At 60.6% G+C, this 20,051-nt stretch carries 23 protein-coding genes; 7 read left to right on the top strand and 16 right to left on the bottom strand.

Annotation, left to right across the window (positions count from 1 at the left end):
* Positions 1-69: 69 nt before the first annotated feature.
* Genes IH404_RS17295 through tusD form a run of 5 tightly spaced genes read right to left on the bottom strand, consistent with a single transcriptional unit; the run spans position 70 to position 2,422 of the window.
* Positions 70-1,071, bottom strand: coding sequence for a glycosyl transferase family protein (locus IH404_RS17295; RefSeq protein ID WP_194438579.1), 1,002 nt, complete (start codon positions 1,069-1,071; stop codon positions 70-72).
* The gene (locus tag IH404_RS17290; protein ID WP_005789076.1) at positions 1,068-1,403 is read right to left on the bottom strand and encodes a TusE/DsrC/DsvC family sulfur relay protein; all 336 of its coding nucleotides are present in this window, start codon (positions 1,401-1,403) and stop codon (positions 1,068-1,070) included. The genes IH404_RS17295 and IH404_RS17290 overlap by 4 nt, the downstream gene beginning before the upstream one ends.
* The gene (gene tusB, locus IH404_RS17285; RefSeq protein WP_005789074.1) at positions 1,400-1,678 is read right to left on the bottom strand and encodes a sulfurtransferase complex subunit TusB; all 279 of its coding nucleotides are present in this window, start codon (positions 1,676-1,678) and stop codon (positions 1,400-1,402) included. The genes IH404_RS17290 and tusB overlap by 4 nt, the downstream gene beginning before the upstream one ends.
* Positions 1,678-2,028, bottom strand: coding sequence for a sulfurtransferase complex subunit TusC (gene tusC / locus IH404_RS17280; RefSeq protein WP_005789073.1), 351 nt, complete (start codon positions 2,026-2,028; stop codon positions 1,678-1,680). The genes tusB and tusC overlap by 1 nt, the downstream gene beginning before the upstream one ends.
* A gap of 1 nt (position 2,029) precedes the next feature.
* Positions 2,030-2,422, bottom strand: a complete 393-nt coding sequence (gene tusD / locus IH404_RS17275; protein WP_194438577.1) for a sulfurtransferase complex subunit TusD — start codon at positions 2,420-2,422, stop codon at positions 2,030-2,032.
* Between the two features lie 157 nt (positions 2,423-2,579).
* On the opposite strand from tusD, the gene IH404_RS17270 reads away from it, so the two are divergent.
* Positions 2,580-3,755 (top strand): CaiB/BaiF CoA-transferase family protein, encoded by a 1,176-nt coding sequence (locus IH404_RS17270; protein WP_194438575.1) that lies wholly within the window; start codon positions 2,580-2,582, stop codon positions 3,753-3,755.
* A 93-nt stretch (positions 3,756-3,848) separates the two neighbouring features.
* On the opposite strand, the gene IH404_RS17265 is transcribed toward IH404_RS17270, so the two are convergent.
* Both IH404_RS17265 and IH404_RS17260 read right to left on the bottom strand, forming a co-directional pair.
* The gene (locus IH404_RS17265; RefSeq protein WP_057703126.1) at positions 3,849-4,343 is read right to left on the bottom strand and encodes a SprT family zinc-dependent metalloprotease; all 495 of its coding nucleotides are present in this window, start codon (positions 4,341-4,343) and stop codon (positions 3,849-3,851) included.
* A gap of 128 nt (positions 4,344-4,471) precedes the next feature.
* On the bottom strand, positions 4,472-5,074 hold the full coding sequence (locus IH404_RS17260) for a Yip1 family protein (protein ID WP_005789070.1): 603 nt from the start codon (positions 5,072-5,074) through the stop codon (positions 4,472-4,474).
* Positions 5,075-5,357: 283 nt separating this feature from the next.
* On the opposite strand from IH404_RS17260, the gene ttcA reads away from it, so the two are divergent.
* Both ttcA and IH404_RS17250 read left to right on the top strand, forming a co-directional pair.
* Positions 5,358-6,182 carry a tRNA 2-thiocytidine(32) synthetase TtcA gene (ttcA, locus tag IH404_RS17255; RefSeq protein WP_005789069.1) on the top strand — a complete coding sequence of 275 codons (825 nt, stop codon included), beginning with the start codon at positions 5,358-5,360 and terminating at the stop codon, positions 6,180-6,182.
* 67 nt (positions 6,183-6,249) lie between these two features.
* A complete protein-coding gene (locus IH404_RS17250; protein ID WP_010209632.1) occupies positions 6,250-6,921 on the top strand; it encodes a DNA-3-methyladenine glycosylase I in 672 nt (223 codons plus the stop codon).
* Positions 6,922-7,010: 89 nt separating this feature from the next.
* Here the strand turns inward: IH404_RS17250 and IH404_RS17245 are convergent, their stop codons facing one another.
* Genes IH404_RS17245 through arsC form a run of 3 tightly spaced genes read right to left on the bottom strand, consistent with a single transcriptional unit; the run spans position 7,011 to position 8,378 of the window.
* On the bottom strand, positions 7,011-7,430 hold the full coding sequence (locus tag IH404_RS17245; RefSeq protein ID WP_194438573.1) for a DUF2069 domain-containing protein: 420 nt from the start codon (positions 7,428-7,430) through the stop codon (positions 7,011-7,013).
* Positions 7,414-8,028, bottom strand: a complete 615-nt coding sequence (wrbA, locus tag IH404_RS17240; RefSeq protein WP_005789066.1) for an NAD(P)H:quinone oxidoreductase — start codon at positions 8,026-8,028, stop codon at positions 7,414-7,416. The genes IH404_RS17245 and wrbA overlap by 17 nt, the downstream gene beginning before the upstream one ends.
* The gene (gene arsC / locus IH404_RS17235; protein WP_078821654.1) at positions 8,025-8,378 is read right to left on the bottom strand and encodes an arsenate reductase (glutaredoxin); all 354 of its coding nucleotides are present in this window, start codon (positions 8,376-8,378) and stop codon (positions 8,025-8,027) included. Before arsC ends, wrbA begins: the two co-directional genes overlap by 4 nt.
* 115 nt (positions 8,379-8,493) lie before the next feature.
* Between arsC and IH404_RS17230 the strand changes: the two genes are divergently transcribed.
* Positions 8,494-8,955: a TlpA disulfide reductase family protein gene (locus tag IH404_RS17230; protein WP_005789064.1), complete on the top strand. Its 462-nt coding sequence runs from the start codon at positions 8,494-8,496 to the stop codon at positions 8,953-8,955.
* Between the two features lie 79 nt (positions 8,956-9,034).
* Here IH404_RS17230 and IH404_RS17225 read toward each other — a convergent pair whose 3' ends face one another.
* The 5 genes from IH404_RS17225 to IH404_RS17205 all read right to left on the bottom strand — a co-directional run bounded on the left by IH404_RS17225 (position 9,035) and on the right by IH404_RS17205 (position 14,882).
* On the bottom strand, positions 9,035-9,439 hold the full coding sequence (locus IH404_RS17225) for an META domain-containing protein (protein WP_005789063.1): 405 nt from the start codon (positions 9,437-9,439) through the stop codon (positions 9,035-9,037).
* The gene (locus IH404_RS17220) at positions 9,436-9,876 is read right to left on the bottom strand and encodes a hypothetical protein (protein ID WP_005789062.1); all 441 of its coding nucleotides are present in this window, start codon (positions 9,874-9,876) and stop codon (positions 9,436-9,438) included. The genes IH404_RS17225 and IH404_RS17220 overlap by 4 nt, the downstream gene beginning before the upstream one ends.
* A gap of 576 nt (positions 9,877-10,452) precedes the next feature.
* Positions 10,453-10,866 (bottom strand): hypothetical protein, encoded by a 414-nt coding sequence (locus tag IH404_RS17215; RefSeq protein ID WP_194438572.1) that lies wholly within the window; start codon positions 10,864-10,866, stop codon positions 10,453-10,455.
* Between the two features lie 172 nt (positions 10,867-11,038).
* Positions 11,039-12,031: a 2-hydroxyacid dehydrogenase gene (locus tag IH404_RS17210; RefSeq protein ID WP_194438570.1), complete on the bottom strand. Its 993-nt coding sequence runs from the start codon at positions 12,029-12,031 to the stop codon at positions 11,039-11,041.
* Between the two features lie 97 nt (positions 12,032-12,128).
* Complete coding sequence (locus IH404_RS17205) at positions 12,129-14,882, bottom strand: response regulator (RefSeq protein ID WP_005789060.1); 2,754 nt, start codon at positions 14,880-14,882, stop codon at positions 12,129-12,131.
* 205 nt (positions 14,883-15,087) lie between these two features.
* On the opposite strand from IH404_RS17205, the gene IH404_RS17200 reads away from it, so the two are divergent.
* Together IH404_RS17200 and IH404_RS17195 are read left to right on the top strand one after the other, a co-directional pair.
* Positions 15,088-15,816, top strand: coding sequence for a response regulator transcription factor (locus IH404_RS17200; RefSeq protein ID WP_005789059.1), 729 nt, complete (start codon positions 15,088-15,090; stop codon positions 15,814-15,816).
* Positions 15,803-17,161, top strand: coding sequence for a sensor histidine kinase (locus IH404_RS17195; RefSeq protein WP_194440687.1), 1,359 nt, complete (start codon positions 15,803-15,805; stop codon positions 17,159-17,161). Before IH404_RS17200 ends, IH404_RS17195 begins: the two co-directional genes overlap by 14 nt.
* A 3-nt stretch (positions 17,162-17,164) precedes the next feature.
* Here the strand turns inward: IH404_RS17195 and IH404_RS17190 are convergent, their stop codons facing one another.
* The gene (locus IH404_RS17190; RefSeq protein ID WP_005789057.1) at positions 17,165-17,680 is read right to left on the bottom strand and encodes a DUF2062 domain-containing protein; all 516 of its coding nucleotides are present in this window, start codon (positions 17,678-17,680) and stop codon (positions 17,165-17,167) included.
* A gap of 135 nt (positions 17,681-17,815) precedes the next feature.
* Between IH404_RS17190 and IH404_RS17185 the strand changes: the two genes are divergently transcribed.
* Positions 17,816-20,041, top strand: coding sequence for a DNA internalization-related competence protein ComEC/Rec2 (locus IH404_RS17185; protein WP_194438567.1), 2,226 nt, complete (start codon positions 17,816-17,818; stop codon positions 20,039-20,041).
* Positions 20,042-20,051 lie beyond the last annotated feature (10 nt).

Genomic DNA, 20,051 nt, shown 5'->3' with positions numbered 1-20,051 from the left:
AAACGTTGGAGTCCAGTCTAAAGGGATGAGTTCGAACTAAAAGCGCAAAGACCGGGGGTGAATGATCGACTAAATCGATTTATCCCGTGCATCCCAGTATTGCTGGGCCAATTCGAAGGCCTGTTGCCGCGGGTGGCCGAGACCGCGCAACGCCAGGGCCATGGTGGCGATCAGCGCCAGTTGCGGGTAGCTGTCCTCGACTTCGCCGCGCCACAACGCGTTCAACTGTTCAGGCTCAAGCGTCGCCGGTTTGACGTGACGCTGGGCGGAGAGGGCGGGCCACTCTTCGTCCCAACTCTGGCCGCCGGTGGTGCCATACAGGTGACTGAGGGTGTCGGGGTTGATTTCGATCTCGCCGCCGTCGCCCTTGACCACGATCACATTGTCCCCGAGCAGGCCGCTGGCATCGCGGTGCACGCCCTGGTAGCCCGGGTGGAAAATGCTTTGCAGGCCGCAGCGCGCATTCAGCGGGTTAAGCAGCCGCGCCAGGGAATGAATGGGCGAGCGCAGGCCGAGGGTGTTGCGCAGGTCGATCATGCGTTGCAATTGCGGCGCCCAGTCGCCCAGCGGGATAAAGGCCAGGTTGCCCTGCTCGAAGGCGCTTCCCACCTGCTGCCAATTGCGGCACAGCGGGATCTGCAACGTCTCCAGCAGTTGCTCGGTGTACAGGCGGCCCGCCGTGTGGGCACCGCCGCCGTGCATCAGAATGCGCACACCGTTTTGCGCCAGGCATTTGGCCGCCAGCAGAAACCACGGCAGATGGCGCTTTTTGCCGGCGTAGGTCGGCCAGTCGATATCCACGTTCAACGCCGGTGCATCCAGGCGTTCACGTACCGCTTCGGTGAAACCGGCCAGTTCTTCCGGGCTCTCTTCCTTGTGACGCAGCAGCATCAAAAAGGCGCCGAGCTGGGTGTCCTCGACCTTTTCGTCGAGCAACATGCCCATGGCTTGCCGCGCTTCTTCGCGGGTGAGGTTGCGCGCGCCGCGCTTGCCTTTGCCGAGGATGCGCACGAACTGGGCAAAAGGGTGCTCTTCGGGCGTGTTGAGGGTCAATGGGGTGAAGTCGGTCATAAGCAATTCGTCGGCCTGGGCAGGCCCGCCAGCTTGGCGGCGAGTTTGGCGGGAGTGCCGTTGAACAGTTTGTTTAGACGCAGGCTGTTGCCCTTTTCCGGACCCAGTTTCAAGGCGGTGTACTTGATCAGCGGGCGTGTGGCGGGGGACAGCTGGAATTCGGTATAGAACTGGCGCAGCAGCTTGAGGATTTCCCAGTGATCCGCGGTCAGCTCCAGGGCTTCGGCAGCGGCCAGGGCGTGCGCCACCTCATCGGACCAGTCATTGAGGTCGACGAGGTAACCGTCCTTGTCCAGTTCGAGGCTGCGTGTGCCGACGGTCAGGGTGTTCATAGCCAGGTGTTGACCTTGTCGTAGTCGATCGACAGTTGCACGAAACCTGGATAATCCACGCTGTCAGCCCAGTCGGGAAGCGGCAGGTTGCGCGCCTGCATGTCTTCGGCCAGTACAAAGACCTTCACGCCTTTGCTTTGCAGGGCGGGTGTGTGCAGCGCGTAGGCACCGTCGCCACACAGCAGGATTGCGTCCTGAGCGCCGCAGATGCGCAGGCAGCTGTCGAGGCGGCTATCGGTAAAGGGAGAGTGAGACACCACATGTAGAGTCGACATCAGAGGGTAATCACCTGGTCGTAACGATCAATCAGCTCGCAAATGGCTTGGCTGTGCAGCGTCTGCGCATTGGCGGGCGGCAGCAACCCGCGTGCGGACAGGCTGTGGCCGCAGGCGAACACGTCATCAATGCCGAACAGGCCCAATGCCTGCAAGTTGGCGCTCAGGTCTTTTTGTTGCACGGCCTTGGCGGCCTGATGCGGCGCCAGCTGGAACACACCGTCATCCAGAAACAGCAGACCAATGGGCAGATCAAACGCGCCACCAGCCAGCACGATATCCAGTGCTTCCCGCGCACTTGGCCCGGACCACGGCGGCTGTCGGCTGATCACCAATAAGGATTTGGACATCTCACGGCCCTCCAAAACAGATCAGACGGTCGGCATCCTGGATCGCGTCATGCAACTGCCCAAGGCCCGATAACGCCCATGGCGCCTGCAGATTGACCGCGCTGCGTTGATAGCGTGCGGCCTCCTCGGCGTTCAGCACACCACGGCGCAAGGCGGCGGCGATACATACCACGCCGTCGAGCTGATGCTGGCTGACAAACTCGCGCCATTGGCGCGCAATGTCCGGCTCGTCCTGGGGCGCTACGATGATATTGGACGCGCTGTACACGCCATCCTGATAAAAAAACAGCCGCACAATCTCATGCCCGCCCGCCAGCGCTGCCTGGGCGAACAGCAGGGCGCGGCGCGAGGAGGGCGCGTGGGCGGCGCTATACAGTGCAATCGCGAACTTCATGGGAGACTCTGCCAACAAACGTCGGCCAATGATAAAGCCGCCGCCGCGAAAAAGCCCGCCGTGATCAAAACGGTCACTGTCACTGATCGTTCTGACGATTGCCGGTAGCCGTCAGGCTGCCTAGTCTGTGGGTGATCGCAACCCGAATGGAGTCTCTATGTCTGGTCCCTTGGCGTCCCTTAAAGTGCTGGATTTTTCCACCTTGCTGCCCGGCCCGTTTGCCTCGTTGATGCTGGCGGATATGGGCGCCGAGGTGCTGCGTATCGAATCGCCCACGCGCATGGACTTGTTGCGGGTGCTGCCGCCCCATGATCAGGGTACGTCGGCCAGTCACGCGTATCTGAACCGCAACAAGCGCAGCCTGGCCCTGGATCTCAAGCAGGCCGAGGCGGTGGAGATCGTGCGTGAGCTGGTCAAGGGCCATGACATCCTGCTCGAACAGTTTCGCCCTGGGGTCATGGAGCGCCTGGGGCTGGGTTATGAGGCGCTGAAGGCGATCAATCCCGGGTTGATTTATGTGTCGATTACCGGCTACGGCCAGACCGGCCCTTACAAGGACCGCGCCGGGCACGATATCAATTACCTGGCGTTGGCCGGTGTGGCCAGTCACACCGGGCGGCGGGACAGCGGGCCGTTGCCGCTGGGCGTGCAACTGGCGGACGTGGCAGGTGGTTCGCTGCATGCGGTGGTGGGCTTGCTGGCGGCGGTGATTGCCAGGCAGCAGAGCGGAGTGGGGCAATACCTGGATGTGAGCATGACCGATTGTTCGTTCAGCCTGAACGCCATGGCCGGGGCTGGCTATCTGGCCTGCGGGCTGGAGCCGGAGTGGGAGAATCATGTACTCAATGGTGGCAGTTTTTACGATTACTATCGCACTCGCGATGGGCGCTGGATGTCGGTGGGGAGTTTGGAGCCGGCCTTTATGCAGCAATTGTGTGAGGCGCTCGGAAGGCCGGAGCTGGCGGCCCACAGCGTGAAGCCAGAGCAGCAGGCAGTGCTCAAGCAGGCCCTGCAGGTGGAATTCGAGAAGCGCAGTTTTGAAGAATTGTGTGAGTTGTTTGCCGGTGTGGATGCGTGTGTGGAGCCGGTGTTGAGCCTGGCGGAGGCTGTTGAACATCCGCAGTTGAAGGCTCGGGCATTGGTCAGCCATGTGCCCCGGGGGGATGGCTCGACACAAGCGCAATTGGCCTGCCCGCTGAAGTTCTCAGAAGGGTTGCCGGCGCCCAGGCATATTGGGGTGGCAGTGGGGGCGCATAGTGACGAGGTGTTGGTGGAGCTGGGGTTCGGTGCTCAGCGGATAGATGAATTGCGTCAGGCCAAGGTTGTAGGTTGACTGAGCGGACGCTTTCGCAGGCAAGCCAGCTCCCACATTTTGATTGCGTTCACAGATCCTGATGTGGGATCTGGCTTGCCTGCGAAGAGGCCCTCATTCCACTCGAGTTTCCCCAGTGAACACCAGAGTCTGCCGACACCGCCGACACAAATACCGCCGCCCCTGGTTCACCAGGCCATGGCGCTGCGCCGAGAACGGGAAGTCACTGTCCGCGCACGGGCAGCGGTAGATATAACGGGTCACCTGGCGGCGCTTGACCTCATAGGTATGGCAGCGGTCCGGCGGCAGTTCGTAGACCCCGCGCATGATCAACTGCCATTCCTCGCCGTGGGGCTGGATACGCTCGCCAAACAACTGGTGGGCAATCAGGTGCGCCACTTCGTGGGCCACGGTTTGCTTGAGAAAATGCTGGCTGTTTTCACGGTACAACTGCGGGTTGAAGCGCAGCAGGTTCTCGTGCAAATGCGCGACACCGGCTTTCTGGCCCCGCAGCTTGAGGCTGACCTGGGGGCGTTTGAAGCTTCGTTTGAAAAAGGATTCGGCTTGCAGGAAACAATCTTCGACGCGGGTATTGAGTTGCTCGGGCATGCTGTACAAATCTCCAGAGACGCCCAGTATGCCGCAAAGCAGGGTGTTTCCGAATCTGTCAGGCGCCGAATGGTCATGCATAACGCACAAAGCCACCTTGCGGTGGCCTTGCCTGCGGGTTGAGTTGCCTAGTTGGTGTAGATGGGCCCTACGCCCAGGCCCCAGACGATCACGGTAAACGCCATGATCGCCACCAGTACCACCAGGCCCACGGCCAACACCGAACTGGAAAACAGGAAGCCTTCGTCCGGGTCGATACTCATGAAGGTCGGCAGCCCCACGTAGAGCAGGTACACCGTGTAGCAAATGGCCGCCGTGCCGACCACCATGCCCAGCCACATATGCGGGTAGAGTGCCGCCAGCCCGCCGACAAACAGTGGCGTTGCGGTATAGGTGGCGAAGGCCACGCAGCGTGCCATGCTGGGGCTGGCGTCGTAGGTGCGGGCCATCCAGTGAATGAACGCGCCCATCACCGCAACGCCGCCAAGCATGGCCGCGTAAGACATGAGCGTCATCCACAGCGCGCTTTCCTGGGTCAACATCACCGGCGCCCGGTTGCCGATGACCCAGCCGACCTGGGTGGTGCCGATAAAGGCGGACACGGCGGGGATCGCCGCGAGAATCAGGGTGTGAGTGAGGTACATGTGGCCGATACTTTCTTCTTTATCGCCACGGATTTCCCGCCATTCCTGGTCGGGATGGGTAAAAAGCCCCACGACGTGATGGATCATGCCAGTCACTCCTGTCGTTATTACCATCGCCCCCCATCGGAGCGCCCACCGGCCAGATGGCCTGAAAGGTCTGGATATGTGTGCGACCTCAAGTCGCAGTATAGGAAGTGATGACCGGAATAACTGTAGGGCCTTTAGAGCAAATTGCGCTGTAAACAGGGCGCTTAATCGCGGTGGGGTCTGTCAAATGTGGGAGCAAGCCCCTTCCCACATTGGAACTCGGCCGCTCATATCGGTAAAATGCTGCGCTTTTCGTCACACACCTTCAGCGGATCCAAGCGCCATGGGCACTCTTACGGTCAACCAGAACAAACTGCAAAAACGCCTGCGTCGCCTGGCCGGTGAAGCGGTCGCCGATTTCAACATGATCGAGGACGGTGACAAGGTCATGGTCTGCCTCTCTGGTGGCAAAGACAGCTACACCATGCTCGACGTACTGCTGCACCTGCAAAAGGTCGCGCCGATCCAGTTCGAGATCGTCGCCGTCAACATGGACCAGAAACAGCCAGGCTTTCCCGAGCACGTGCTGCCGGCCTACCTGAAAGAACTGGGCATCGAGTACCACATCGTCGAGAAAGACACCTACTCGGTGGTCAAGGAGCTGATCCCGGAAGGCAAGACCACCTGCTCGCTGTGCTCGCGCCTGCGCCGTGGCACGCTCTACACCTTTGCCGACGAGATCGGCGCGACCAAGATGGCCCTGGGGCATCACCGCGATGACATCGTCGAGACCTTCTTCCTGAATATGTTCTTCAATGGCTCGCTCAAGGCCATGCCGCCCAAGCTGCGCGCCGATGACGGGCGCAATGTGGTAATCCGCCCGCTGGCGTATTGCAACGAGAAGGACATCCAAGCGTACTCCGACTTCAAGCAATTCCCGATCATCCCCTGCAACCTGTGCGGCTCCCAGGAAAACCTGCAGCGCCAGGTGGTCAAGGACATGCTGCTGGACTGGGAGCGCAAGACCCCCGGGCGTACCGAGAGCATCTTCCGCAGCCTGCAAAATGTGATCCCGTCTCAACTGGCTGATCGCAACCTGTTCGATTTCACCAGCTTGAAAATCGATGAGACGGCTGCTTCGCGTTTCGTCAATGTAGTGAACCTCTAAGCCTCGTCGAGGCTCTAGTAAACGGCGCTTGCGGGCGCCGTTTTCAATTCAACTGCCAGGAGAGGGCATGCGCGATTACAAGTGGCTGCACGAATATTGTCTGAACCGCTTCGGTTCGGCGGCCGAGCTGGAAGCCCATCTGCCTGTGCCCAAGACCCCGGCGCAATTGCGCAAGATCAGTGATGACCGCTACTTGTCGACCCTGGCGCTGCGGGTCTTCCGTGCGGGCTTGAAGCACAGTGTGGTCGACGCGAAATGGCCGGCGTTTGAACAGGTGTTTTTCGGCTTCGATCCGGAAAAAGTCGTGCTGATGGGCGCCGAGCACTTGGAACGCCTGATGCAGGACACCCGCATCATCCGCCACCTGGGCAAGCTCAAGAGTGTGCCGCGCAATGCGCAGATGATCCTGGACATCGAGCAGGAAAAGGGCAGCTTCGGTGCGTTTGTCGCCGATTGGCCGGTAACCGATATCGTCGGGCTATGGAAATACCTGAGCAAGCATGGCCACCAACTGGGCGGGCTGTCGGCACCGCGTTTCCTGCGCATGGTGGGCAAGGATACGTTTGTGCCGAGCTATGACGTGGTGGCGGCGTTGAATGCGCAGAAGATCGTCGACAAGGCGCCGACCAGCCTGCGGGATTTGGCCACAGTACAGGGCGCCTTCAACCAGTGGCATGCCGAGAGTGGGCGGCCGATGTGCCAGTTGTCGATGATGTTGGCGTACACCGTCAACCATTGAGACCCAGGTGATGCCTTCGCGAGCAAGCCCACATTTTGACCGCGCCGCCTATCAAAATGTGGGAGCTGGCTTGCCTGCGATAGCGGACTTCAGGCCGATACAGGTTCTGCAGCCAACTGCCGATTCAACTGATGCCGCCAACGCACATACAACAGCGCCGTGCAAAACACCGCCAGGCTCGCCAGCATCTCCAACACCCCGAACCACTGGCGGTTCGGGTCGTACGCCGCCAGCGCGCCCTTGATGAAATACAGATTCACCACAAAGCACATCCACGAATGCCCGCGCGCACTGCCGATCATCATCCCTGGCGCCAGTACCAGCAGCGGCACCAGTTCGATCAGCAGGATCACCCATGGGCGCGCCCCGTGAAGGTCGGCAATCAACAGGTAATACACGCACAACAGGCCCACCAGGGCAAAAAACGCCAGCAGGCTCAGTGCGCGTGCAACCTTGACCCGCGGTTCCAGCCACGCCTGGGGCGGCAGGACTTTAGGCTTCCTGGCCACGGCCGTGCTCCAGCAGCGTGGCGGTCTTGGCCAGGCGCAGGCCCAGGGCCCGGCACAGGGTGATTTCATGTTGATCGAGCAGCCGCTTGCCGTCAGGCCCGGAATGGTGGCTGGCGCCGTATGGCGTGCCGCCGCCCTGGGTATCAAGCAGTGCCTGTTCGCTGTAAGGCAGACCGGTGATCAACATGCCGTGGTGCAGCAGCGGCAGTAACATCGACATCAGCGTGGTTTCCTGGCCGCCATGCAGGCTGGCGGTAGAGGTGAACACGCCGGCGGGCTTGCCGACCAGGGCACCGGTGAGCCACAGGTTGCTGGTGCCGTCGAGGAAGTACTTGAGCGGTGCAGCCATGTTGCCAAAGCGTGTCGGGCTGCCCAGGGCCAGGCCTGAGCAGTGCTTCAGATCATCCAGGCTGGCATACAGCGCGCCTTCCTCGGGAATGCTCGGCGCAACCGCTTCGCACTCGGTGGAAATCGCCGGCACCGTGCGCAGACGTGCTTCCATGCCGCCTTGTTCGATCCCCCGGGCAATCTGCCGGGCCATTTCGCTTACCGAGCCGTTGCGGCTGTAATACAGCACCAGCACATAGGGCGTGGTCACGGCAGAATCTCCAATACGTTCTCGGGTGGGCGGCCAATGATGGCTTTGTCGGCAGTTGCCAGGATCGGGCGTTCCATCAGCTTGGGGTGCCCGGCAATAGCGGCGATCAATTGCGCTTCGCTCAAGTTGGCATCGGCCAGGTTGAGGGTTTTGTATTCCTCTTCGCCGGTGCGCAGCAGTTGGCGCGCGCTGATCCCGAGTTTTTTGAGCAGGGCCTGGATTTGCGCGGCGTCCAGCGGGGTTTCCAGGTAGCGCACCACGGTCGGGTTGAGGCCGCGAGCTTCAAGCAGTTCGAGCGCACCGCGGGATTTCGAGCAGCGCGGGTTGTGATAAAGCGTCAGATCGGTCATGTGCGGGTCGCATCTTGCGTAAGGTGGCGGGTATTCTACCTGCGCTGGCGCCTGTCCTTAAACCGTAAGAGGCGATAGGTCGCAGCCAACGTTCATTTTTGCGAAGGAATACCCCATGACAAGGCGACTGATCGGTGCATTGGCGATCATCACAACCCTGCTGCTCAGCGGCTGCGGTAACGATTACGGCGTTGACCAATATGGCCAGAAAGTGGCGGCCGAACGCCTGGACAAACAGTGGCTGGTGGTTAACTACTGGGCCGAATGGTGTGGCCCGTGCCGCACGGAAATCCCCGAGCTCAATGCCTTGGCCGAGCAACTGAAAGGGCAAGGTGTGGAGGTATTCGGGGTTAACTTCGACAACGTGCAGGGTGAGGAACTGAAGGCCGCCAGCGACAAGCTGGGGATCAAGTTCACGGTCCTGGCCCAGAACCCGGACGGGATCTTCGAGATTCCACGCAGTGAGGCATTGCCGGTGACCTACATCATCGACGACAAGGGCAAGGTGCGTGAGCAGTTGATGGGTGAGCAGACCGCAGAAGGGGTGCTGGCCAAGCTCAAGGCCCTGCGCGGTTAAAGCAACACCTCAGAGAAAGTGTGGGAGGGAGCAAGCCCCCTCCCACATTGAGATCCCATCAATCCAAAGATTGGGGATATCAGCCCTCTTCAAGCCATAAACGAATCGGCTTGCCCTCGGCTGGCCAGAACCGCGTCTGTTCGATCGGCGAGATGTCCCAGCGCTGCACGCCTTGCAGGGCCTGGAAGAAGCGGTGCTCCTGCTCCATCAACGCCTCGGCGCACATTTTGCGGGTGCTGCCGATAGGTCCGAAGCTGAGCTTGTCACCCTCGACGGTATACGGTGCAAACCAGTGATTGCAGCCGCCGTTGCCGTAGGCGCGGCCATCAGCGCCAAGGGTGACGGTCAGGTGCGCGTAGTCCATCAGCGGGCGCTCACCGATCCACTCCACCACGTAGCTGTGGTCGCGTTCGAGCTTCGGGCCGTCGGTAGCACAACCCGTCAGAGCCGCGCCGATTGCGGCGAGCAGCAGCGGGCCCTTCATTGTGCGGCCTGCTGGCATTTCGGGCAGCGGTGCTTGTCGCCTTCACTGGCCCAGCCGAGTTCTTTGATGCGCGCATTGGCGGCCGGTTGCAGCGGCTCTTTGGTCAGCTTGGTTTCCACCGAAAATTCAAACTCCAGCACGGCGTCGCAGCTGTCGCAGTTGACCTTCCAGGTGTGAATTTCCAGTTCGCCGAATTTCGGCCCCTGGGCCATGGCGACCCATTGGCCCGCCGGGCGGATGGAGTAGCGCGCGTCACCTTCGACGGTCAGGCGCATCGACAGGGTTTTACTGCCGCGCAGGGTGACGATCAGCACGTCACCGTGCTTGATCGAACCACCGTTGCCGGTGACCTGGTAACGGCCCGGCACGAGGGCGCGGCATTCGATCAGGGTGTGTTGCGGGCTCAGCAAGCTGAAGCGGAAATCGTGTTCGGCCATGGATCCTCCAAATAGGCGCGGCATTCTATCATGGCTTACGCACTTTTTATTAAATTAGATAATCTGGTACCCGGGCGACTAACTGGGTGATTAACGTTTAGGTGCTTTATAAGTATGAAGATATTTCATCGACTTTCTTAGAGAGATTGTTTTGTCGTGGTCATAATGTTGTCTTTAAGTGAGGTTTCAGCTCTGGTTGTACTCAATGTGAGTTTAAGAAGTGTGAAGGGGATGTGATGCCCTGAGCTTTCAGGGCACCTTTCTTGTCCGGCGCTTAAGTGGGGCGCTATTTTTTCGAGTTTTCTTTAAACCAACTCCATGCTTCCTTAGGTAACATTCCTTGCCTCTCGTTAGGGTCGATTTTCACAACGATGTGGGTGGTCGGAACTTTTGTTTCCTTTGCACAACTGACGAAGAGTGATGATATCTCTGAAGCGGAAAGCTTATTGGTTCCTATGATGTAGCTCGATTTAATATAGTGCCACCAAATGGTAAGCCCGGTAGATTTTGTGAAGGCGTCGTGAAAGTTTTTGTATGAGGTGCCAAGTGGCCGGTCGAATGAGACGATATAAAAATTCACTGCTGTACCTCGCGAGCAACGGAATCAATTTGGAGTGGCTCGCTTATTGATTCGGTTAAAGCTTTGTGTTCTAAAATTTCACCTTTGATTGGTTTTGATTCTGAGCCCATCATTTCAAGTTCTATTTTTTTCACTTCTTGTACATGTGTTTCGGAGCGGCAAAAGTCAGGGTCTTTTACCGCTTTGAAGTAGTATAAAGGTATGAACGATGCTGCTGATCCAAGCATTAATGTCAGGCCGGCAATTTCAATGGTTTGCCGTTCAGGGAATGCAACTAGTAATGAGATGCCTGCAACGAAACTCATCATTACAAATATTAGATAAGGTCTGAAGCCGCTAGAACGTTCGGCTTTCGTAAACCACTCTTGGGTACTATTTAACCAGTCGAGTGGGTTGAAGGGGTTGCTCATCCGTGGCTCCGGTTGTTATGTGTCTATTTTTGTTTAAGATCTCAACTTTTTTTCTTTTGTGATCGTTTTAGAGTAATGCTCATGAAAATATAAAACTGTTGGGCTCTCTGTGCAAGGTAAGCTTTTATCGCTTTTATTCAAGGAGGCTATCATGAAGGTCAGAAGCTTATCGTTATCGGTGGGTAACTATGTTCTGCGCCCGACCATCGGCCCACGCCACAATGTTGGCCAGCGTCGTGCCGGCAATCGCCGCCAGGGCTTCACGGGTGAGAAATGCCTGGTGCGCAGTGATGATCACGTTGGGGAAGGTCAGCAGACGCGCGAGTACGTCGTCTTGCAGGGGCAGGTCCGAGCGGTCCTCGAAAAACAGCTGGGCTTCTTCTTCATAAACGTCCAGCCCCAGGTAGCCCAATTGGCCCTCCTTGAGAGCTTCGATCAGCGCGGGCGTATCGACCAAGCCACCGCGGCCGGTGTTGATCAGCATTGCACCGGGCTGCATGTGCGCCAGGGAACGGGCGTTGATCAGGTGTTTGCTGTCGGCAGTCAACGGGCAGTGCAGGCTGATGATCTGCGCCTCGGCCAGCAAGTCGGGCAGGCTGACGTAGCGAGCGCCCAGGGCCTGGACGTGTGGGTTGGGGAAGGGGTCATAAGCCAGCAATTGGCAGCCGAAGCCGGCCATGATCCTGGCGAAGGTCGCGCCGATCTGCCCGGTGCCGACCACGCCGACGGTTTTGCCGACCAGATCGAAACCGGTGAGCCCATGAAGGCTGAAGTCGCCATCACGGGTACGGTTGTAGGCGCGGTGCAGGCGGCGGTTGAGAGCCAGGATCAGCGCCACGGCGTGTTCGGCCACGGCGTGGGGCGAATAGGCGGGCACGCGCACGATGCTCAGGCCCAGGCGTTTGGCGGCGACCAAGTCCACATGGTTGTAGCCGGCCGAACGCAGGGCAATCAGGCGTGTACCGCCCTTGGCCAGTTGCTCCAGCACCGGGGCGCTGAGGTCGTCGTTGATAAAGGCGCAGACCACCTCATGGTGTTCGGCCAGGGCTACGGTGTCGAGGTTGAGGCGGGCGGGTTGGAATTGCAGCTCCAGGGCCGAGGGGAGCGGTTCACCGAGAAAACTGTCACGGTCGTAGGTCTGGCTGCTGAACAGAATGACGCGCATCAAGAAGGCTCCCTGCAATTTACACGATGGAAATGCTGACTAAATGTGGGAGGGGGCTTGCCCCCACATTTTGATTGGTGTTGTCCATAAAATTGCGTCAGGCGCTGACTCTGGCTTCACTGGCCAGCCGCGCAATCGCCATGTCCAGTTCATCCAGCGCGGCCATGGCCTTGGCATCGTCCTGCTTGAGCAGGGTTTCAGCGCGTTGGCATGCCGCGCGCAATTGCGGCACGCCACAGTAGCGCGTGGCGCCGTGCAGTCGGTGCACGCGCTCGATCAAGGCGTGATTGTCATTGGCTTCGCGGGCGACGGTAATTGCCAGGCGGTCGGCTTCCAGGGAGGCCAGCAGCATGGCGAGCATGTCGGCGGCCAGGTCGGCCTTGTTGGCGGCCAGGCGCAGGCCCTCCTCGTGGTCGAGCACCAGCAGTTGCACACCCTGAGCCAGGCCGTCGTTGACGCGTTCCGGGCCCTGGTTACGCAGGGCCAGGCCGGTCCACTTCAACACCACCTGGGCCAGTTGCCGCTCGCTGATGGGCTTGGTCAGGTAGTCGTCCATGCCGCTCTGCAACAGGGCGCGTTTTTCATTGGCCATGGCGTGAGCCGTGAGGGCCACCACCGGCAGCGGCGTGCCGTGGCGCTCGCTTTCCCACTGGCGGATCGCCTCGGTGCTTTGGCGGCCGTCCATGCCGGGCATTTGTACATCCATCAATACCAGATCGAAGGTTTCCTGCTTCACCGCATCAATGGCCGCGTAACCGCTCTCGACCGCCTGCACCTTGGCGCCCATGTCTTCCAGCAGGGTTTGTACCAGCAACAGGTTCGCCGGGTTGTCGTCCACGCACAGCACACGCGGCGCACGGCTGGACAGCGGCTCACCCGGCTCGCTGCGTGAAGGGCGGGGGCTGATCAGGTCGGCCAGGGAGCGGCGCAGCTTGCGTGTGCAGGCTGGCTTGGCCTGCAATTGGCTGTTGGGGTTGGGTACCGATTGGTTGAACAGCATCTGCTCGGTGGTCGGGCACAGCACCAGCACCTTGCAACCCAGGTGTTCAAGGTCCCACAAGTGCTGGTTGAGACGCTCGGGCGGAATGTCATTGGCCGTCACGCCGAGCACCGCCAGGCTGATGGCCTGTTCGGTCTGGTGCGCACTGGTGATGCCGTTGGTCAGGCTTTCCAAGGTATTGAAGGGTGTGACTTCCAGGCCGCAGTCTTCCAGTTGGTGTTGCAGGGCCTGGCGCGCCAGCTCGTGGTTTTCCAGTACGGCCACGCGGCGACCCAGCAGCGGCGGGGCGGGCAGGTCTTCGACGTCGTCGCGGGTCTTGGGCAGGTTCAGGCTGATCCAGAATTCCGAGCCTTCACCCGGCGTGCTGTCGACGCCGATTTCACCGCCCATCTGCTCGATCAAACGCTTGGAAATCACCAGGCCCAGACCGGTGCCGCCAGGCTGGCGCGACAGCGAGTTGTCGGCCTGGCTGAACGCCTGGAACAGCGCGCGCACATCCTGGTTGGACAGGCCTATGCCGGTGTCTTGCACGCTGATGCGCAATTGCACGCTGTCCTCCTGTTCGTCCTCGACCATCGCCCGGGCGACGATGGTGCCTTCGCGGGTGAACTTGATCGCGTTGCTGATCAGGTTGGTCAGGATCTGCTTGAGGCGCAGCGGGTCGCCCACCAACGCCAGCGGCGTATCGCGGTACACCAGGCTCACCAATTCAAGCTGCTTGGCATGGGCGGCGGGGGCGAGGATGGTCAGGGTGTCTTGCAGCAAGTCCCGCAGGTTGAACGGCACGCTGTCGAGCACCAGCTTGCCGGCCTCGATCTTCGAGAAATCGAGGATTTCGTTGATGATGCCCAGCAGGTTATCGGCGGATTTTTCAATAGTGCCCAGGTAATCCAGCTGGCGCGGCGACAGCTCGCTTTTTTGCAGCAGATGAGTAAAACCGAGGATGCCGTTGAGCGGCGTGCGGATCTCATGGCTCATATTGGCCAGGAACTCGGACTTGATACGGCTGGCCTCCAGGGCCTCCTTGCGCGCCAGGTCCAGCTCGATGTTCTGGATCTCGATGGTCTCCAGGTTCTGGCGTACGTCCTCGGTGGCTTGGTCGATGCTGTGTTGCAGTTCTTCCTGGGCGTTCTGCAGGGTTTCGGCCATGCGGTTGATACCCGATGCGAGCTGGTCCAGTTCCTGGCTGCCCAGGGGCGGCAGGCGTGTTTCCAGGTTGCCGTCTTTGAGCTGGGCCACGGCTTGCTTGATCTGGCCAATCGGCGAATTGATGGTACGGCTGATCCGCAGGGCGAGCGCTGCGGTGAACATCAGGCCGATGGCGATCAACAACAGGCTGGCGAACAGGCTGCGGTAGCCGCGCAGCAACATGCCATTGTGGGACAGCTCCACTTCGACCCAGCCCAGCAGGCGGTCTGCCTCATCCGGGATCACGTCGCCGGCGAGGTTGCGATGGCGGCCGAATACCGGCAGCAGATAGCGGGTGGCATCGTTGCCGGTGCGCTGCAACAGGCGCGAACTGTTGCCGGTGGGTGGTGGGTTGAGCATGGTCGGGCCGGCGTGGGCCAGGGACGAACGGTCTGGCGCCAGGAACGACACGGCGCGCACGTCCGGTTGCTCCAGGGACTGGGTGGCGATGCGCTCCAGCAGCTCGGCGTTCTTGTGGCCCAGGGCCGGCGCTACCAATGGCGCCAATTGCTCGGCAATCATTTCGCCGCGCTGCAACAACTGGCTCTGCAACTCCGAGAGTTGCATCCAGGTGAAATAGCCTCCCAACAACAGAGCCATCAGGCTGGTCGGTAATAAGGTCAGCAACAGTACGCGGCCTTTTATCCCCATTCTTCTAAGCACGCCACTCTCCTGCTACCACGTTGTTATCCATTATCCACACAGGCATCCGGCCCGCGCCACCTGCGCAGTGTAGCCATTTGCACGACCTGGAATCTTGCAAATTAATGACATGCGGCAATCTTCGGGCCATTCGGCGCCGGGTGGCGATTGCCTGTGAACGTTTAATCTTGAATAATCAGTGATTGAGAATGACTTGCAGACGCTAATGACTCCCGCAGCAGTTGGCCTACCCACAATCCTGACCATCGAAGATGACCCCGTGCTGGGTGCCTACGTGCATGAGCAACTTGGCCGCAGTGGTTTTCAGGTGACGTGGTGCCGCAACGGCCAGCAGGGCCTGCAAATGGCTTGCGAGCAGGCGTTCGACCTGGTGTTGATGGACATCCTGCTGCCGGGGCTCGACGGCTTGTCGATCCTCACCCATTTGCGCAAGAGCCATGCCATGCCGGTGATCCTGATGTCGGCCCTGGGCGCTGAAGCCGATCGCATCAGCGGTTTTCGCCTGGGGGCGGACGACTACCTGCCCAAACCGTTCAGCATGGTAGAGCTGCGTGTGCGCATTGAAGCCATCCTGCGCCGCGTGGCCCTGGATCGCCGCCCCGAGCCGCCGCGCCCGGTGATGCGTGAGGATGCCCGGGTGTTGCAGTTTGACGATGAGCGCTGTGATGTGGCCTGCCAGCAACACTGGGCCGGGTTGACGCGCAGCGAATACCGGCTGCTGGAAACCCTGCAGCGCAATGTTGAAGAAGTGCTCAGCAAAGCCTTCCTGTATCAACACGTGCTGCAGCGCGGTTATGCACCCCATGACCGCAGCCTCGACATGCACGTCAGTCAGATTCGCCGCAAACTCAAGGCCATCGGCTACGCCGAGCGTGAAGTGCGTACAGTGTGGGGCAAGGGCTATGTGCTGAGCGGTCATGATGAAGGGCTTTGAGCGGCTGCCTGGCAAACACTCATTGTTCTGGAAGCTGGCCTGCCTGTTGATCGCCTTCTGTTTGCTGATGATTTGGCTCAGTTGGTCGTGGGGCCGCTACATGGAGCGGCAGAGTGCTTACCTGTCCGACAAGTCGCGGGAGATCCTCAGCGGTTACGCTGCAGGTGCCGAACTGGCGTGGAGTACACAAGGCCGCGCCGGCGTGGATGCCTGGTTGCAATTGATGGCCAAGCGTGAAACCACCTGGGTGGGTGTGATCGGCAACGATTTGCAATCCCTGGGCAGCACGCCGCTCAGCGACAAGGAAAGCCAGCGCCTGACCTTTTTACGCGGGCTGGATTGGCCGGTCAGCCGGCATGTCATCGGTTTGCCGTGGATGAAGGTACCGTTTCCGGTTGATCCGGGGATGGGGTCGCTGGTGATCGAGTTGCCGCAGCGCTTTATGCCGGGGCGTTATCAACTGTTCTGGCGGGTGGTGACCAATGGCGTCATCCCGGGCCTGTTTACCTTGTTGCTGTGCATCGGCCTTTATCGGCTGCTGATCATGCCGCTCAATCAATTGCGCGAGCAGGCCAATGCCTGGCGTGCAGATCAGTTGAATACGCGTATGTCCCGGGATGCGACCAGTCGCCAGGATGAGCTCGGGGAGCTGGGGCGCGCCTTTGACCATATGTCTGAACGCTTGCAGGGCACGGTGCGCTTGCAACAGCAGTTGCTGCGCGACATGTCCCATGAATTGCGCACGCCTTTGAGCCGCCTGCGGGTGGCCTGCGACAGCGAGCAAGACCCGGCCAGGCTGCGTGAGCGCCTGGGTCGGGAAATCGACGCCATGCAGCGCCTGGTGGAAGACAGTCTGCAACTGGCCTGGCTCGACAGCGAAACAGCGCCGCTGCCCCAGGAAGACATTCAGCTCCAGGCGTTGTGGGACATGTTGCGCGAAAATGCCTGTTTCGAAAGCCACTGGCCGGCATCGCGCCTGCCATGTCTGTTGCCGGCCGACAGTTGGGTGCGCGGCAACCTGAATGCACTGGCCCAGGCCCTGGAAAATATCCTGCGCAACGCCATACGCCACTCGCCAGCCGAGGGCACCGTGCTACTTGATGGCTGCCGCGAAGGGGACTATTGGCATATCTGGCTACAGGACCAGGGCGGCGGTATTGATGAGCAGGATTTGGAAACTATCTTCGCGCCCTTTACCCGGTTGGACGGCTCGCGGCCCGGCGACGGCGGGTTCGGCCTGGGCTTGAGCATTGCCCGCAACGCCGTGCAGCGTCAGGGCGGGCGCTTATGGGCGCAGAACTGCGGGCCGGGTTTGCGCGTACATATACGCTTGCCGGCCCGTTAACCGTCAACGGCGACGCAGCTTGCGTTTCTTCCACTGGTGCGCGACCCACCAGCGCCAGTAGGCCATGGTCAAGCAATAAGCCAGCGCCCCCAGCACCAGCCCCAGTACCACCGAACCCAGCAGAAACGGTTGCCAGAGCGTGCTCAACTGGCCGCTGATCCATTCCCAGGTCAGGTCGTCGGGCAGGCTGCGTGGCGGCACATTCATCAGCCAGGCGCCGGTCAGGTAGGTACAGACGAATACCACCGGCATGGTGACCGGATTGGTCAGCCACACCAGGCTGACTGCTATCGGCATATTGCCGCGCACAGTGATCGCAAGGATCGCCGCAAGCAGCATCTGCAAAGGAATCGGTATAAACGCCGCGAATAAACCCACCGCCATGGCGCGAGCCACCGAATGCCGGTTCAGGTGCCAGAGGTTCGGATCATGCAGCAGGGTGCCAAGAAACTGTAATGACTTGTGTTCCCTGATGCTGCTGGGATCGGGCATGTACCGTTTGAATAAGCGCCGGGGCATAAGGGGTCCAGGTCAATTTGAAGGGCAAGTATGCCCGGATTCTATAAACAGAAAATTCAGACTTTGTGACAAAACATCATAGGCGCTATCGGTCAGCCGGCTAAGACTGAATGGATCACTGGAAAAGGATGATTCATGAAAACAGGGATGTTCGCGCTGGCGCTGGGGTTGCTGGTATTGCGCTGGTTACCCGCATTGCCGTCTGGCGCCGGGTTGCTGGCCATGCTGATACTGGCCTTGATGCTGCTGCCTTTTCGCACCTATCCCGTGGCGTTTTTTCTGGTCGGCCTGAGTTGGGCCTGCATCAGCGCACAGTGGGCGCTGGATGATCGATTGCAACCGGCGCTGGACGGGCAGACGCGCTGGGTACAAGGGCGTGTCATCGGCTTGCCGCAGCAGACCGGCACGGGCGTGCGTTTCGAGTTGGCCGACAGTCGGTCGCGCAATGCACGGCTGCCCAAACGTATCCGGGTGTCCTGGCACGGCGGGCCGACCGTAAACAGCGGCGAGTACTGGCGTCTGGCACTGACGCTCAAGCGGCCCGCCGGCCTGCTCAATTTTCATGGCTTTGACCACGAAGCCTGGCTGCTGGCCCAGCGTATCGGCGCCAGCGCGACGGTGAAGGATGGTGAGCGCCTGGCGCCGGCGCGCAATGCCTGGCGTGATGCGGTTCGCCAGCGCCTGATGGCCGTGGAAGCGCACGGCCGCGAGGCGGGCCTGGCGGCGTTGGTGCTGGGCGACGGTTCCGGGCTTGCACCTGAGGATTGGCAGGTGTTGCAGAACACCGGCACGGTGCATCTGCTGGTGATTTCCGGACAGCACATTGGCTTGTTGGCGGGGTTGATCTACGGCTTGATCGCGATGTTGGCGCGCTATGGTTGCTGGCCGCGAGGCTGGCCATGGCTGCCATGGGCGTGCGGATTGGCGTTTGCCGGGGCGTTGGGCTATGGCCTGCTGGCAGGGTTCGGCGTGCCGGTGCAGCGGGCTTGTGTGATGGTGGGCCTGGTGCTGCTGTGGCGTTTGCGTTTTCGCCATTTGGGGGTGTGGTGGCCGTTGTTGCTGGCGTTGAATGGCGTGTTGCTCATCGAACCCCTGGCCAGTCTACAGCCGGGGTTCTGGTTGTCGTTTGCGGCGGTCGCGGTGTTGGTGCTGGCATTCAGCGGGCGCCTGGGGCCGTGGAGCGTCTGGCAAATCTGGACCCGTCCCCAGTGGTTGATCGCAATTGGCTTGTTTCCGGTCCTGCTGGTGTTGGGGTTGCCCATCAGCCTTAGTGCCCCAGCGGCCAATCTGTTCGCCGTGCCCTGGATCAGCCTGGTAGTACTGCCTTTGGCGCTGCTGGGCACGGCGCTGCTGTGGGTGCCGTTGGTCGGCGAGGGCGTGTTGTGGCTGGCCGGTGGCGCACTGGACGGATTGTTCAAGGGCCTGGCGCTGCTCGCTGCACAACTGCCGGCCTGGGTACCGGCTGAGGTGCCTTTGAGGTATTGGCTGGTGAGCCTGGCGGGCGCAGTGATTGTGTTGTTGCCCAAGGGGCTGCCATTCCGAGTTCTGGGTTGGCCCATGCTATTGGTGGCAGTGTTTCCACCCAGAGATGGGGTGCCCCATGGCCAGATGGAGGTGTTGCAACTGGATGTCGGCCAGGGCCAGGCACTGATCCTGCGTACCCGCCATCACACCTTGCTCTACGATGCCGGGCCGCGCTCGGGGCCTGTCGATCTGGGCGCGCGCGTGGTCTTGCCGTCGTTGCAGAAGCTCGGGGTAGGGCAGTTGGACATGATGCTGCTCAGTCATGCCGATGCCGATCATGCCGGCGGTGCCGCGGCGGTGGCCCGTGGCCTGCCCGTCAAGCGTGTGGTGGGCGGTGAAACCGAAGGGCTGCCAGCGTTTCTCGCTACGCAACCCTGCAGGAGTGGTGAACATTGGAAGTGGGACGGCGTGGCATTCGAACTGTGGCAATGGCCTGGTGCTATCGAGGGCAATCCGAAATCCTGTGTATTGCAGGTCCAGGCCAACGGCGAACGCCTGCTGCTCACCGGTGATATCGATCGCGCCGCCGAGCAAGCATTTCTGGCCTCGCCGCTGGCGGTTCCGACCGACTGGCTGCAAGCCCCGCACCATGGCAGCCGTAGTTCTTCGTCCTGGGCTTTCCTGCAGCGGCTGGCGCCAACCGCGGTGCTGATTTCCCGGGGGCGCGGCAACGCGTTCGGCCATCCGCATCCGCAGGTGCTGAAGCGCTATCAGGCGCTGGGTAGCCGGGTATATGACAGTGCCGAGCAAGGCGCTGTACGGCTGCGCCTGGGGGCATACACGCCACCAACGGTTGCGCGCAGTCAACGTCGTTTCTGGCGCGAACCGTTACCGTAACCCAGCGTTA

It is taken from the genome of Pseudomonas sp. OST1909, assembly GCF_015277575.1.
Taxonomy (GTDB): Bacteria; Pseudomonadota; Gammaproteobacteria; order Pseudomonadales; family Pseudomonadaceae; genus Aquipseudomonas; species Aquipseudomonas synxantha_A.
The sequence above is the reverse complement of the archived record's forward strand: the minus strand, read 5'-3'. Positions and strand labels throughout refer to the sequence as shown.

Excerpts from the sequence above, each read along its gene's own strand:
- arsC (WP_078821654.1), bottom strand. The coding sequence starts at position 8,378 with ATGACCGATCTGACGCTTTATCACAACCCGCGCTGCTCGAAATCCCGC.
- IH404_RS17190 (WP_005789057.1), bottom strand. The coding sequence starts at position 17,680 with ATGCCCCGGCGCTTATTCAAACGGTACATGCCCGATCCCAGCAGCATC.
- ttcA (WP_005789069.1), top strand. The coding sequence starts at position 5,358 with ATGGGCACTCTTACGGTCAACCAGAACAAACTGCAAAAACGCCTGCGT.
- tusB (WP_005789074.1), bottom strand. The coding sequence starts at position 1,678 with ATGTCGACTCTACATGTGGTGTCTCACTCTCCCTTTACCGATAGCCGC.
- IH404_RS17230 (WP_005789064.1), top strand. The coding sequence starts at position 8,494 with ATGACAAGGCGACTGATCGGTGCATTGGCGATCATCACAACCCTGCTG.
- tusD (WP_194438577.1), bottom strand. The coding sequence starts at position 2,422 with ATGAAGTTCGCGATTGCACTGTATAGCGCCGCCCACGCGCCCTCCTCG.
- IH404_RS17225 (WP_005789063.1), bottom strand. The coding sequence starts at position 9,439 with ATGAAGGGCCCGCTGCTGCTCGCCGCAATCGGCGCGGCTCTGACGGGT.
- IH404_RS17270 (WP_194438575.1), top strand. The coding sequence starts at position 2,580 with ATGTCTGGTCCCTTGGCGTCCCTTAAAGTGCTGGATTTTTCCACCTTG.
- IH404_RS17265 (WP_057703126.1), bottom strand. The coding sequence starts at position 4,343 with ATGCCCGAGCAACTCAATACCCGCGTCGAAGATTGTTTCCTGCAAGCC.
- IH404_RS17250 (WP_010209632.1), top strand. The coding sequence starts at position 6,250 with ATGCGCGATTACAAGTGGCTGCACGAATATTGTCTGAACCGCTTCGGT.
- IH404_RS17290 (WP_005789076.1), bottom strand. The coding sequence starts at position 1,403 with ATGAACACCCTGACCGTCGGCACACGCAGCCTCGAACTGGACAAGGAC.
- IH404_RS17200 (WP_005789059.1), top strand. The coding sequence starts at position 15,088 with ATGACTCCCGCAGCAGTTGGCCTACCCACAATCCTGACCATCGAAGAT.
- IH404_RS17260 (WP_005789070.1), bottom strand. The coding sequence starts at position 5,074 with ATGATCCATCACGTCGTGGGGCTTTTTACCCATCCCGACCAGGAATGG.
- IH404_RS17210 (WP_194438570.1), bottom strand. The coding sequence starts at position 12,031 with ATGCGCGTCATTCTGTTCAGCAGCCAGACCTACGACCGTGACAGTTTT.
- IH404_RS17195 (WP_194440687.1), top strand. The coding sequence starts at position 15,803 with ATGAAGGGCTTTGAGCGGCTGCCTGGCAAACACTCATTGTTCTGGAAG.
- tusC (WP_005789073.1), bottom strand. The coding sequence starts at position 2,028 with ATGTCCAAATCCTTATTGGTGATCAGCCGACAGCCGCCGTGGTCCGGG.
- IH404_RS17215 (WP_194438572.1), bottom strand. The coding sequence starts at position 10,866 with ATGAGCAACCCCTTCAACCCACTCGACTGGTTAAATAGTACCCAAGAG.
- IH404_RS17220 (WP_005789062.1), bottom strand. The coding sequence starts at position 9,876 with ATGGCCGAACACGATTTCCGCTTCAGCTTGCTGAGCCCGCAACACACC.
- IH404_RS17185 (WP_194438567.1), top strand. The coding sequence starts at position 17,816 with ATGAAAACAGGGATGTTCGCGCTGGCGCTGGGGTTGCTGGTATTGCGC.
- IH404_RS17295 (WP_194438579.1), bottom strand. The coding sequence starts at position 1,071 with ATGACCGACTTCACCCCATTGACCCTCAACACGCCCGAAGAGCACCCT.